The 14352-nt window shown below is 42.9% G+C and carries 11 protein-coding genes; 6 read left to right on the plus strand and 5 right to left on the minus strand.

Annotated elements, in window-relative coordinates:
- Nucleotides 1-120: 120 nt before the first annotated feature.
- On the minus strand, nt 121-1122 hold the full coding sequence (locus I3257_RS04825) for a WG repeat-containing protein (protein ID WP_201501340.1): 1002 nt from the start codon (nt 1120-1122) through the stop codon (nt 121-123).
- A 404-nt stretch (nt 1123-1526) separates the two neighbouring features.
- Between I3257_RS04825 and I3257_RS04830 the strand changes: the two genes are divergently transcribed.
- On the plus strand, nt 1527-2459 hold the full coding sequence (locus I3257_RS04830; RefSeq protein ID WP_045447840.1) for a DMT family transporter: 933 nt from the start codon (nt 1527-1529) through the stop codon (nt 2457-2459).
- A gap of 133 nt (nt 2460-2592) precedes the next feature.
- Here I3257_RS04830 and I3257_RS04835 read toward each other — a convergent pair whose 3' ends face one another.
- Entirely contained in the window at nt 2593-4026 is a 1434-nt protein-coding gene (locus I3257_RS04835) for a solute carrier family 23 protein (protein ID WP_238048988.1), read from the minus strand.
- Nucleotides 4027-4565: 539 nt separating this feature from the next.
- Between I3257_RS04835 and I3257_RS04840 the strand changes: the two genes are divergently transcribed.
- Nucleotides 4566-5999, plus strand: coding sequence for an L-serine ammonia-lyase (locus I3257_RS04840; protein ID WP_238048989.1), 1434 nt, complete (start codon nt 4566-4568; stop codon nt 5997-5999).
- A gap of 142 nt (nt 6000-6141) precedes the next feature.
- On the opposite strand, the gene I3257_RS04845 is transcribed toward I3257_RS04840, so the two are convergent.
- The 3 genes from I3257_RS04845 to xthA all read right to left on the minus strand — a co-directional run bounded on the left by I3257_RS04845 (nt 6142) and on the right by xthA (nt 9154).
- Nucleotides 6142-6540 (minus strand): DUF4377 domain-containing protein, encoded by a 399-nt coding sequence (locus I3257_RS04845; RefSeq protein WP_087815288.1) that lies wholly within the window; start codon nt 6538-6540, stop codon nt 6142-6144.
- Nucleotides 6541-6978: 438 nt separating this feature from the next.
- Nucleotides 6979-8202: a bifunctional glutamate N-acetyltransferase/amino-acid acetyltransferase ArgJ gene (gene argJ / locus I3257_RS04850; protein ID WP_238048990.1), complete on the minus strand. Its 1224-nt coding sequence runs from the start codon at nt 8200-8202 to the stop codon at nt 6979-6981.
- A 127-nt stretch (nt 8203-8329) separates the two neighbouring features.
- On the minus strand, nt 8330-9154 hold the full coding sequence (gene xthA / locus I3257_RS04855; protein WP_238048991.1) for an exodeoxyribonuclease III: 825 nt from the start codon (nt 9152-9154) through the stop codon (nt 8330-8332).
- A 221-nt stretch (nt 9155-9375) separates the two neighbouring features.
- On the opposite strand from xthA, the gene I3257_RS04860 reads away from it, so the two are divergent.
- The 4 genes from I3257_RS04860 (at nt 9376) to I3257_RS04875 (ending at nt 14008) form a co-directional block, all read left to right on the plus strand.
- Nucleotides 9376-9966 carry a thioesterase gene (locus I3257_RS04860; RefSeq protein ID WP_238048992.1) on the plus strand — a complete coding sequence of 197 codons (591 nt, stop codon included), beginning with the start codon at nt 9376-9378 and terminating at the stop codon, nt 9964-9966.
- A gap of 27 nt (nt 9967-9993) precedes the next feature.
- Nucleotides 9994-10872: an ATP-binding cassette domain-containing protein gene (locus tag I3257_RS04865; protein WP_238048993.1), complete on the plus strand. Its 879-nt coding sequence runs from the start codon at nt 9994-9996 to the stop codon at nt 10870-10872.
- A gap of 100 nt (nt 10873-10972) precedes the next feature.
- Nucleotides 10973-11767 (plus strand): iron export ABC transporter permease subunit FetB, encoded by a 795-nt coding sequence (fetB, locus tag I3257_RS04870; RefSeq protein ID WP_238048994.1) that lies wholly within the window; start codon nt 10973-10975, stop codon nt 11765-11767.
- Between the two features lie 543 nt (nt 11768-12310).
- The gene (locus I3257_RS04875; RefSeq protein WP_087815277.1) at nt 12311-14008 is read left to right on the plus strand and encodes an AMP-binding protein; all 1698 of its coding nucleotides are present in this window, start codon (nt 12311-12313) and stop codon (nt 14006-14008) included.
- The last annotated feature ends 344 nt before the right edge of the window (nt 14009-14352 follow it).

Here is a 14352-nt window from a genome sequence, read left to right on the forward strand (position 1 = left end):
AGTTGTCACACAATTCATAAAAAAGAGCGTAAATCCTACTACTGACTCATAGGATTTACGCTCTTTTTTATGCTGGCTATTTTATGTAGGTCTTTAGGTTTTTAGATTTGGACGCGCCGCTTAATCACAGCCCACTCCTGTACCCTCTTTATCGATACACATTTTATTGCCGTTTTTTAGATTGCCAATCCACGCTTTACCACCAGTAAAGGTAAAGGCGGGTTTGCCTTGATAAAGATCACCAGCCGACACACCGCTATTGGCAAAGCGAAAAGGAATCACCAACTCGCCACCAAGATTAACAAAGCCCCAGTTTTCATCGATGCGCACGCCAGCCAAGCCTTCGGCAAAGGGACGCACCTCGTCAAAAGAATAGGTAATCATGGTCACATTATTGTCATCGATAAATCCCCATTTGCCATCTTGCTGACGCGGTTGTAGCATCGTAAAGCGATTGGGAAGTGTCTGGTTGGATGAGGATGCATTGCCATTAGCGCTGGCAGGTGCTCGTGGCGTCGTGGATTGCTCGTTGTTACTACCATTTGGGTCACTGGTCGTTTTACCATTTTCATCAATCCAACTGATCGCTTGATTTTTACGTACACGGGCGACACCATTTTGGTAATCATCAATGTCACTAATCGCGGATGAAAACGGCACGATGGTTTTGTTACTAGTAGTAATGACCCCATATTTACCATCCTGCTTTACCACGATACGCCCGTTAGAGACGGGACGCGCCCAACCCTGTCCTTCTTTAAGCACATCATACATCGCAGGTACTACTTCACGACCTTGCATATTAAGATAACCGACATGACCATTGCGCAATACAGGCAGTAAACCTGCCGATATCTTACTGGCATCGACTTTTTGATAACGTGATAAATCAACGACGCTTTTGCCCTTACTATTAATCAGAGCAACTGGCGCGCCGAAATCTTTTGTCGCCAAAAAATAGCCGCTATTTGCCGTACAAGCCACGTTTTTATAATAACTTTTTGGAATTTTGCAACTGGCCGCTTGTACGCTTGGCGCCATAAATAGCGTACTAGCAAAGATGGCTATAGCAAAACCAGATGTCGATAGTCGTTGTTGTAGGGATAATGAACGTCGCAACATAGATGAACCTAGGCTAATGGTATTGAAGTACTTGAGGTAAAGACTAATAAGAAACTATCCTGTTTTATTATGCCACTACAGAGATTATAAACCACTAGATTAACAAATAGTGATAACCACGCCAACATCGTTCCTGTAAGGATGTCTCCACCATATATTCGTATTGTTATAGAGATTTTCTTATATGAGTGAAGCTTAAGGTCATCATTGATTTTATACCTAGCATATACAGAGATAAAACCTAATATCTTGATAATAAATCAAACAATAAGCATAAATGATGGTTTGACCATTTCATTTTAGCGTCAAAACCTAGACAATACGGCTTGTATTAGCGTCAGTATTCATTGGCGTCATCGTTGATACAGTAAGATAAAATAATAATATGGATATAAGGACATTATATGGCGATTGCTTCTTCACGCTCTGCCTCTACTGGGTTGGTCATTGGTTGTATTATCTTTGGTCTAGGTAGTTTGATTGTCGCTCACGTTGATATTGGCGGTTGGGCAATGGCATTTTGGCGCTTGGCTATTTCAGGTGTCGTATTCGCTGTATTGGCCAAAATCATGGGACAGCGTCTACCCCGCTCAAGGCGCGCTATTTTTTATGGTTTATTATCAGGTGTCTTTTTAGGCTTAGATCTGGCGCTCTGGCACGAGAGTATTTATGCAGTCGGCCCTGGCATCTCAACTTTACTGAATAGCCTACAGATTTTCTTTTTAGCCGCCATTGGGTTCTTATATTTTAATGAACGCCAATCTATATTGCAGCTCATCAGTTTGTTTTTAGCCATGTTTGGTGTGGCCATGATAGGCAGTCCTGAGTTTGCGCATAACAGCGCCGCCACTTGGGGGTTCATCACTGGTATCGTTTCAGGGGCAATGCTAGCGGCATCGATGACCTTTATCCGTAAGACCCATGATACTGAACCCACACCCATATTTATGCTGATGCAGCTGATTAGTATCGGTGGTGTATTGGCGATGATTGTTCCCATGTTTGTGTTTGATATGGGTCATATTTTGCCAAACACTTGGTCTGAGATTGGCTGGGTGCTCATCTACGGTACAGTGATGCAGTGCTTGGCATGGGGTTTAATTGCTTACTCCATTCCTAAGCTGTCTTTGGCGTTAACTGGGTTATTATTATTATCAGAACCCATTGCCGCACTGGTCATTGATTATAGCTGGCTGGACAAACCGATTAATAGCTTACAGTGGAGCGGTGCTCTGCTGACTATGTTTGCAATCTATTTGGGTTCACTGAAACCTAAGCCGCGCGCCCTACGACGTTATCGGTTTTTCTCAAAATTTTACAAGCGAGACTACAAGTAGCTTTTATTCTGCACTTGTTGCCACTCCATAAAAAGCACCCATGCTATCGGTAGCATGGGCGCTTTTTATGGAATGAATATGCTGTTACCATCATTAACTGATAGGTTTAAAACCTAAGCATCATACAAGCTGATTATTTAGCCAATGATTGATGAGCGGCCTTTGCTTCAGATCCTTGGTTAAATAACGCATTTAAGACAATCGCTGCTAAAGTCGCCGTACCGATACCGCCCAAATCAAAGCCGCCTAAATGCAAACTAAAGTTACCGGTACCCATAATAACGGTCACAGCCGCGATAATTAGGTTACTGTTTTTGCTAAAGTCGATACGACTGTCTATCCAAATTTTGACGCCTGCAATAGCAATCAAACCGAACACCACAATGGACGCACCGCCCAATAAAGCGGCTGGTATCGTCTGAATGATGGCACCAAATTTTGGTGATAGCCCCAATAAAATAGCTACCACGCCTGCCACGACAAATATTGTTGTGCTATATACCTTAGTCACCGCCATCACACCGATGTTTTCAGCATAAGTCGTCACACCAGTACCGCCAAATCCTGCCGAAAAAGTGGTTGCCAAACCATCAGCAAAAAATGCTCGACCCATATAAGGCGTTACACGAGCTTTGGTCATACCTTCGACAGCCTTAAAATGCCCTAAGTTTTCAGCCACTAAAATAAAGGCTACAGGCGCAATCAGAATAATAGCACTCATCTCAAAGCGAGGCGTATGGATAGTAGGTAAGCCAAACCACGAAGCAGCTGCCACACTACTAAAGTCAATCGCCGTACCAAAACCCATGACGTTGGTCATGATAAAATAGGCAAAATAGGATAATATTAAACCAACCAGTAATAACAGACGACGCAGCATACCGCGTGTAAAAACAGCCACACCACTGATGAGTAATACGGTCAAGGTAGCCATCCAAGCATCAAACTGATTGGCAGACACCCCTTGAATGGTCACTGGCGCTAAGTTGAGACCAATAATCATCACGATAGCACCAGTAACGATAGGCGGCATCAAACGCTCAATCCAACCAGTACCCGTTTTCATCACCAGCAGCCCGATTAACGCATAAATGATACCGCAAGCCATGATGCCGCCCAAAGCGACATTCAAATTACCATTGAACCCTGCGCCTGCATAAGCTGTCACAGCGATAACAGGACCAATGAAAGCAAAACTTGAGCCCAAATAGCTCGGCATGCGCCCACCAGTGATCATAAAGAACATCACCGTACAGATACCTGACATCAAAATGGCTAAGTTGGGATCAAAGCCCATTAACAGCGGTGCAAGCACAGTCGCACCAAACATCGCAAAAGTATGCTGTACACCTAATAGCACGCTTTTTGACGGTGGCAAATATTCATTGATACCGACTGGATCACGATCTAAATCGCCTTGATACTGACGCCATGTCGGAAACCAGCGTCCATTTTCAAAGTCTGTATTGTACGGAGGACTGATCGCCGCAGCCTCTAATCCATGTTCAGCAGATGGTGCTTGAGCGCTGTTTTCTAAAGGCGAGGAAGGGTCTTTTTGAGAGGGCATACACGCTTGTCCTATGTAAACTGGGCTAAAATAATAGACAACAGTAAATGAAAAATAAAAATTGCGTTAAATCAGAGCATCAATCGGCAAGAATATGTGGCTAGAAATTACGATAACGAGTAAAATCCGCATCTTTTCATTTATAATATGTCGCCCTGATTCATTCATTTATGTTGCAATATGGCAAACCAAAAGTATTATTTGGTATGATGACCATGTTTTGGTAGATGTATGTGGTCGGATATGTTTAACTAAAAAATGGTTATGGTCGCTTATGACTCAGTGTACTCTGCAGCGACAATCAACTTACAGGATGTTACATAGCCATTAGCTCCGAGCATGATAGCGGAGTTTCAAAACAAATAAAAGTTATTATTCAATCACCATTTTTCCTCTTTTGCGTTAATACTTCCATGGGCGGTGCTTCCTCTACACCTTTGTCGGTGCTATAAGCGAGAGCTGCCTGTTATATTCTCAATGAAAGTGCCTAAAGCAGCTATACAACATGTTAGTGCACTTAAAAAACTTGGTAAGTTATTATGATTAGTGTTTTTGATTTATTTAAAATCGGTATTGGCCCATCAAGCTCACACACGGTAGGACCCATGGTCGCCGCCAATCTTTTTTTGGGCTCATTAACCAAGCAAACAGAGCTGACGGCTATTACAGGCGTTGAAATTGAGCTTTATGGCTCTTTGGCAGCCACAGGCAAAGGGCATGCAACCGATACTGCTATATTGTTAGGGCTGCTTGGGCATGCTCCTAGTACGATCGATACCCGTTTGACCAGTCAATATTTGTCGCCGATTTTTTCAGACAAACAGCTCAATATAGCAGGCACGCATGTTATTGCCTTTGAGACAGAGCGCGATATTCATTGGTATGACGAAACCGTTTTGCCCTACCATCCTAATGCCTTGACTATCCGTGCATTATTGACCGACGGCAGTCATTATCAACAAACCTATTATTCGGTAGGTGGCGGCTTTGTTATCAATGAAGAAGATGCCACCAATCCGGATGAAGATAACGCCACGCCGACCATTGACGCCATTCCTTACCCCTTTAATAGCGCCGCAGAATTGCTGGAGCAATGTCGTCAACACCACTTAAGCGTGAGTGAATTGGTGCTAGCGAATGAATGTCATTACCGCAATCAACCAGAAGTTTTTGCTTATTTAGACTCTATTTGGGAGTCAATGCAGGACTGCGTGACGCGAGGCTGTCAAAACAGTGGCATATTGCCTGGAGGCTTGGATGTAAAGCGCCGTGCCCAAGCATTACATCTACAGCTGTGCGCCGAGAAAAACCAACCCATTACCAAAAATGACAAACTCGCTGCCATGGACTGGATTGATTTATATGCCTTGGCGGTCAATGAAGAAAATGCCAATGGCGGAAATGTCGTCACTGCCCCCACCAACGGTGCAGCAGGTATTATTCCTGCGGTCATGCATTACTATCGCGACTTTTTATCAAGCTATAGCCAAGATGGTGCACGCAAGTTTTTGTTAAATGCGACTGCTATTGGCAGCTTAATCAAACAAAATGCCTCCATCTCTGGCGCTGAAGTTGGTTGCCAAGGTGAAGTTGGTTCTGCTTGTGCCATGGCAGCTTCTGCATTGGCAGAAATCTTAGGCGGTGATCCAGCTAAATGCCTTAATGCGGCTGAGATTGGTATTGAGCATAACTTAGGTCTAACATGCGACCCTGTTGGTGGTCTAGTGCAAGTGCCTTGTATCGAGCGCAATGCCATGGGTGCTGTCAAAGCTGTCAATGCTGCGCGACTTGCTTGCCGTGGTAATGGACAGCACTTTGTCTCTTTAGATAAAGTGATTGAAACCATGAAAGTCACTGGTGCGGATATGCTAGATAAATACAAAGAAACCTCACGAGGCGGTCTTGCCGTTTATGCAGACAATCGTATCCCTACTGCCACTCATGGCGTCAGTGTAAAATATAGTCAGTGCTAACATAACGATTGTTTAATATAGCTTATCCTGACATCACATTCCCAAGTATTTGCTGAAATAAAAAAAGACCCCTAATGAAGAATTAGAGGTCTTTTTTATTTTAGTTAGATGTGGTTACTAACTAGACATGCTCAATGCTTCATTACTCAGCTGTTTTTGAAACCACTTCGTTTAAAATCCAAACTGGCTTGGCCATGTTAGTATTTTCATCCATCATTACTTCTTGGCGAACATCTAGAATATAACGATAGTTTGGCTCATAAGTAAAGCCCTGAATATTGCCGTTTAAAGGTGTGTAGTTTTTCTGATAAGTCTGGCGATACTGTAGGCATTCTGCTTCAACCTTAGTACCCTCAGCTGTTGACAGCTCACAGACAGCTTTCAGTGGTGCTACTTCTATTTCAAAACTTGGAATGTTAACCACTTTAACATTCATAGGTTGCCCATCGACAACCATCGTACGTTCGTTATCCATACCCATGGTAGAGCAACCTGACAGGGCAAAGGCGGTCATTACTGCTGCAAGTACTAATTTTTTCATTATTAAATCCTCAGTTAATTGTTATAAATACATTATTGATGGTTTGAGATTATTGTTTTGGACACATCATGCTGGTAAATATATATTTGAAAATATCAGTCAATATTTATGATGGGTGTAATACTGCTGTCAATATGGAGCCGAGCAAGAGTATTCACTCTGATTTAGCTTTACCGAATAAACATATTACGTCTCAATAATGTCGTCTATTGTTTGTTTACTGAGGTCAGTATAGAGCGCAACTCGTCTTCTGCTCTATAACTGCTTTGTAAAGTAACGTCAGCTTTTGCAACTGATGTTAATCGCGCGTATTGAATAGTAGAGTAAATTGATACTGAGCAAAATTTACACATCAAAAAGCCAGAGTGATAGTCACTCTGGCTCAGTTATTCATTAAACAGTATTTTACTTAGCTGACAGTGATAACCCTTAGCTACCTTAGCTACGGTAATCCGCATTAATTTTGACGTAGTCATAGGACAAATCGCAGGTGTATACCGTATCGCTGGCATCACCACGTGCAAGGTCAATATGAATGGTAATCTCGGGGCGACTCATGACTGCTTTGCCCGCTTCTTCCGTATAACTAGGAGCTACGCCACCATTCTGGCAAATCATGACTTCATCTAGATAGACATCCACTTGTTCCGTATCCAAGTCTTCGATACCAGCATAACCCACTGCTGCTAAGATACGACCCCAATTGGCATCGCTAGCAAAGAACGCGGTTTTGACCAACGGTGAATGCGCGACCGCATATGCCACATCGCAGCACTCTTGCGTGGTCTTGCCACCAGTGACGTTGACGGTCATAAACTTGGTAGCACCCTCGCCATCACGTACGATTAATTGCGCCAGACGGACAAATACCTCGGTCAAAGTCGAAAATATAGCCTGATAATGCGGATGTTCTGGACTATCAATGATATCTGAGCTGGCAGCACCCGTGGCGATCAACACACAACAATCATTGGTTGAAGTGTCGCCATCGACAGTGATGCGGTTAAAAGATTGTTCATTGATGGCACTTAGCATTTCTTGTAATAGGTCAGCGGCAATATTGGCATCAGTTGCCACATAGCCCAACATGGTTGCCATGTTAGGGCGTATCATGCCTGAGCCTTTCGACATACCCGTTATATGATAGCTAACACCCGCCACGTCGATTTTTTGGCTAGCGAGCTTCGGAATCGTATCTGTGGTGCGAATACCATTCGCCGCGGCAAGCCAATTATCAGCCCCCAAATTGGCAAGTGCATTATCTAAGCCCGCGATGATCGCATCGCTATTTAATGGCTCGCCAATGACACCCGTCGAGAATGGCAATATTGCATTACTATCCACGCCAGCCTTACTCGCCAGAGCGGCACAGATATCAACGGCTCGACGTTTGCCATCAGCACCCGTCCCAGCATTAGCATTACCTGTGTTAGTGACCAAATAACGCGGACTCATCTTGGCAAAATTCTCACGCAACACCCGTACAGGCGCAGCACAAAAGGTGTTTTTGGTGGTCACAACCGCAGTGGTCGCGGTATCAGCGATCTCAATCACTACTAAATCATCTCGGTCTTTATAGCGTACGCCTGCGGCAGTGGCGCTTAGCTTGATTCCTTCGATAGGATAAATAATATCAGGTACTGCAACATTTCCGACTGCCATGGTTCAATCCTTATTGTAAAATTTTTATCATTATTTATAACGGATGATGCGATAAATACTGAGGCGCGTTGAGCCTTCAACCATGAGGCTACGGCTGGTGAAGTATCAAACACGACCTATATAAATATTACCCTTTTTTTAAATCAAATGCCGACCAAATTGGCGCATGATCAGACGGTTTTTCCATCGCCCGTAGCTCATAACTAATCCCAGCATCAACACAGGCCTCAACAAGATCCGAGCTGCACAAAATATGATCGATACGCAAGCCACGTTTCGGCTCATCATTGAACCCACGGCTGCGATAATCAAACCAGCTATATAGCTCTGTGCTCTCTGGATAATGTAAGCGATAGGTATCTGTCAGCTCGCGTGACATCAGCGCCGCATACCACTCGCGTTCTTCTGGTAAAAATGAGGTCTTTCTATTTTTCAACCAGCGCTTAGCATTGACGTCGCCAATGCCAATATCAGTATCTTCTGGGGCAATATTCATATCACCCATGATTATGAGCGAGCGACCTTCTGCTTTTAGGGTATCGATATACGCCATCAAATCTGCATAATAAGCGCGCTTCATCGGGAATTTAGTCGGATGGTCTTGGCTCTCTCCTTGTGGAAAATAACCATTGAGCACATCAATTTCACGACCGTCAAACTCATAGCGGGCATGGATAAAACGCTTCTGCGCCTCGTCATCTTCACCAGGAAAACCCTTTTGCACAAATATAGGTGCAACCTTGGATAGTAGCGCCACACCATAATGGGCTTTTTGCCCAAAGTACTCTACGTGATAGCCCAGACTCTCTATGTTCTCTAGGGGGAATTGCTCATCATGTACTTTGGTTTCCTGTAGACCCATCACATCAGGATCGATCACTTCTCGCACGACCTCAAGCTGATGTTGACGAGCGCGAATACCATTGATATTAAAACTGACAAAACGGGTCATAAATTATCCTATACTAATTGATGAAAATACGGTGCTAATATAAAGAAATGGGCTATGAAAGTGCACAATCCGCTATCATAACAGACGTCGACCGCCCTAACTATTGCGCGCCCTGATATCTTAAGCTAGAGTAGTTGTGGTTAATATGGCTGCTATCAAATTTTGGCCATCGAATCATGAAAATCGAACAATATTTACTAAAACAATGACCGAGCATCTTTATGATAAAAAATAACAGCAAAAATACAAACACAGTGGCAAGTGTAGACGGCGAATGTGTGCCATTGTTTACCAAAAATTATAATGTCTATATTAACCATACTGATGCAGGCGGTATAGTCTACCATGCCAATCATTTGGTGTTTTTTGAAAACTGCCGCCGTGATTGGTTTGGGGAACTGAATTTAAATGGGTATTTTTTGCAGACTGACGATGGAGAAATCCAACATTTTGTCGTCAGTCAAGCAGACTTGCAATACAAAAGAGCTATTTTGTTAGATGAAGTCATCAGTGTGCGCATCGATAAAGTCGAGTTAAAACCTGCCAGCATTATCTTTTACCAGAGCATTCATCGTCACAGTCCAGACAGCCTTTCTCCTGATCATACTAGTAGCAATGCTAATGCTAGCAGCTTATTAAGTAGTGGCAAAATCGTCATTGCTTGTGTGCAAAACCAAGTCAAAACCAAACCGCTATCCAATAGTAAGGCAGATACTGCGGTTGCTAGTGCCATGCCCATGCGCCCTATTCGTGTTCCAAAGCATTTACGCGATGCCATTGAGCAAGCGATCCACGAGCAGTTGAATGCTTAGTGGCTGAATAATTGGCGATAATGACTTATGCATCTTCATAATAATAAACCGATACTGATATTCGAGAATATTCAAGTACACAGTAAACGTACAGCCAGCATACCTGCCTATAATAATGACAAGGTTGGCAATAAAAATATTAATGACAAAAATATGGAAGCAACAGAAGCCACAACATCTGCGCTATCTACCATTTGCCAAAGATGGATCAGCAAACTAAGACCAAACACTGTCTCTCAGCCAATCATACCGGCTCGTCAAAGACTATTAATCGATGGCGCCACAGGCAAGCTGTTAGCAGGTCAAGTAACCGTGTTGACAGGCGCTTCTGGCAGTGGTAAATCGGTATTATTACGGGTATTGGCTGGACTATTGCCCATGAGCGGTGGCAATGTTCGTTTGCGCTCTGATGACCAATCAACCAGTAGTGCTTATTGTAGTGTCCATGATACTGCACCGATACAGTGGCGCACGCATGTTGCCCTACTCGCCCAGCACCCACAATTATTAGAAGGCAGTGTGCTTGAAAACTTGCAAATGCCTTATCAGCTACAAGCGCATCAGCATCGCAGCTTTGATATTAACTGGCATATCGCACAGCTTGAGCAATTGCAACGCAGCGCTGACTTTTTGCAGCAAGAAATCTATCATCTATCGGGCGGCGAGCGGCAACTGGTCAACACGTTACGCCTCTTACAATTGAACCCACGGGTATTATTACTAGATGAGCCTACCGCGGCCTTAGACAGTGACACATCAGCCCAGCTCGTCAATCTACTCATGAACTGGTTACAGGCAGATAGTCAGCGTACATTACTGTGGGTAACTCACGATACAAAAGACATCATGCCATTAGCCGATCAGCATTGGCAGATGCAAGCAGGGCTATTAACTGAGATATTCTAACGTTGAGCTAAGCCTGTCATGTCACTCTTTAAAATGATCTTTCTTAACAAATTCGTATTAACGTCTATCTTATATTCGTCAGTTTATATAATGAGCCACTATGAGCGGTACAGATGACATACAAGTATTTTTAACTTACGGTGATATTGCCCTTGTCAGCAGCTTAATTATCATCGTTCTTATTATCTCTTGGCGGCTACGCTTACAGCTGACCAAAACGCTGTTAATCGCAGCTATCCGCACGGTGCTCCAGCTTAGTTTTATCGGTTTGATATTGGCATGGATTTTCGCTCGTGAACAGTGGTATGAAGTCCTGTTAATTTTGACCATCATGACCTTGATTGCAGGTGCTGCTGCCAAAAATCGCGTCAAACGTAGCTATAAAGGTTTGTTAACTGACACTTTGCTAGCAGTGAGCGCTTCGGCTATATTAGTCACTGCCATAGCCATCATGATTATTTTGAAGGTACAGCCTTGGTACACACCGCAATTCGTTATTCCTATATTGGGGCTAATATTGGGCAACTCGCTCACCGCTATCTCATTGACCAGCAACCAGTTAATTGAATCCTTTCATGAGCAGCAAGGACGTATAGAGATGATGCTCAGCCTATCTGCTCGCCCATTTGAAGCAGTGCATGAACCAATACGCGCCGCCATTGTCAATGGCATGACTCCAACGCTGAACTCTATGCTAGTCGTCGGTATCGTTAGCTTGCCCGGAATGATGACGGGTCAAATATTGGCTGGCGCTGACCCCACTCAAGCGATTCGCTATCAGATAGTCACTATGTTTTTGATATGTGTGAGCAGTACGCTCGGCTGTACAATCAGCGCTTTACTCATTTATCGACGCTTTTTTAATCAAAACAAGCAACTGATATTACCTGAATAATTGAGCATAACTGCATTCAGTTGGAGTGCTGACAAATCTATAGTTGATATATTGATGTTGGCTATGATAAATTTTTTGCTTCACTCACCCCTCTATACTCATTCATTTCTATACTTATTAAGTGGTAAACAGCGCATCTATTCAGTCACGTGAAATTCCATAGAAATCATATTTTTCAGCTTTATTTATGCACTGCTCAGTATCTCATATTAGTATAGTATTTGATGGCATTCATGCTACTGTATTGCTTAAATGTATCATTATTTTCTGATACCTTAGTGTTAGATAACAGGTAGAGCTTATTTAAGAGCAAAAATGCTTTTATGATTAAGCGATCTGTTCGTTCAATTGACTTCATTATCCTTTAATAATGATTAAGTCGTTTTGTACTATAGTAATAAAACCTAGCAGCCAGTCAATAGATAAGGATATTATCACGCTCAGCGGCAAACGGTTTACGTCAGCGCTGATGTGTTTTATTGACACGGATATGACTGCTTTACGACAGAATTCACCCTATTTTAAACTTCAAGGACGCTGACTATGACGCCAAATAAACCTTGGCTTGCCCATTATCCTAATGGTGTACCAAAAACTATCAACCCCGATAGATATAGCAGCATCATGGAGCTGTACGAAGAATGCTTTGAGCGCTTTCGTCTGCACCCTATGAGTATCTGTATGGGCGTGACCCATACCTACGATGATGTTGATAAAGCTTCACTTGCCGTTGCTGCATGGTTGCAGGCGCAGGGGCTGCCTCAAGGCAGTGTAGTCGCACTTATGATGCCAAACGTGCCGCAGTATCTGCCAACGATGATTGGTATTTTGCGGGCGGGTTATGTGTGTACCCCAGTTAACCCACTTTACACTGGTCGTGAGCTGCGCCATCAATTAAATGATTCTGGCGCTCAGGTTATTTTTGTGGTTGATAACTTTGCTCAAGCGCTCGAACAAGTCATTGATGAGACCAATATTAAGCGGATTGTCCTATCAAAAATGGGCGACATGATGGGCTTAAAAGGTATCTTAGTGAATACCATCATTCGTCAGGTCAAACGCTTAGTGCCTAAGTACAAGTTGAATGACCCTAAGCACGAAGTGACCAAGTTTCCTGATGTGCTGAAGAAAGGCAAAAGCCTTCCTTTCCATAAACCAAAAATGCAATTAGATCAAAAAGCATTTTTACAGTATACAGGTGGCACAACAGGACTATCTAAAGGGGCTATCTTAACGCAGCGTAATATCGTCGCCGCGGCGATGCAATCAGAAGCATGGACCAAACCGATTACGTCAGAGATTAATGAGGTCTATATCAATATGGTCATGGCGTTACCGCTCTATCATATTTTTGCCTTTATGCTCAGTCTACTCGGCATGCGCTCAGGCTACACCTTTATCTTGATACCTAATCCACGTGATATACCAGGATTTATTAAAACGCTGTCAAAACAGCCGTTCCATATATTGCCAGCGGTTAATACCTTATTTAAAGGCTTACTTGATCATCCAAACTTTAAAGAGTTAGACTTTAGCTCATTACGCATCTCACAAGCAGGTGGTATGGCAGCAACTGAGCAGACAGCTGCTCGCTGGTTGGAAGTCACTGGTTGCGCCATGATTGAAGGTTGGGGTATGACAGAAGGTGTCGCTGTAGGTACCGCTAACGTCATCACTGATCGCAAGTTTAACGGTACGATTGGCGTCCCTGTTCCTAGTGTCGATGTCATTGTCATCGATGATGAAGGCAATCGCGTTGGTGTCAACGAAGCTGGTGAGATGTGTGTAAAAGGTCCTAACGTAACCTCAGGTTATCTTAACAGAGACAGTAGTGATGACTTTACGGCAGATGGCTACTTTCGCACTGGCGATATCGTCAGCATGGATGAAAAAGGATACTTTAGATTATTAGACCGTAAAAAAGACATGATTTTGGTTTCCGGCTTCAATGTCTTCCCAAATGAGGTTGAATCAGTGATGCTAGATTGTGATGGTATTATTGATTGTGCGGTGATTGGTATTCCCGATGAGCATCAAGGTGAAGCAGTCAAAATTTATATCGTCCCTGCCGATAACAATGTCACCAAGGACGTCATTAAAGAATTTGCATTGGACAATATGACTGGCTATAAATGCCCACGTCATATCGAATTTGTCAGCGAGTTGCCAAAGAGTAATGTGGGTAAAGTATTACGTCAAAAACTGCGTGAAAAGCATATGTCTGACAACCCACAATTGTAAATAAAGAAATCATTATCAAAAGCGTTTTACATCATATGTAGAGCGCTTTTTTTATGTGAATCTATCATTCTTATACAGAAAATCATTGCTTTGTAACTACAATGTTAATGCTTTTACGTAATAAAATTTTTTATAAAATAGATGATTCGTATAATGATTCACAAATTTCCAAGGAAAATGCCGTTCGCACCTTGTTGCTAACCGCTTATCCTCCATGCTGTTACAACATATATTTTTTGCTTTATCAAACTTAATTATAAACTATCAAGTTCTTGTATAAAAATAACAATATAGCCAATCCCACTTAAAATTGTTATAAACTAATTATCAAACCTAATTGCTAT

Origin of the sequence: Psychrobacter sp. Ps7 (genome assembly GCF_022129225.1) — a bacterium.
In the GTDB taxonomy this organism is placed as follows: Bacteria; Pseudomonadota; Gammaproteobacteria; order Pseudomonadales; family Moraxellaceae; genus Psychrobacter; species Psychrobacter immobilis_A.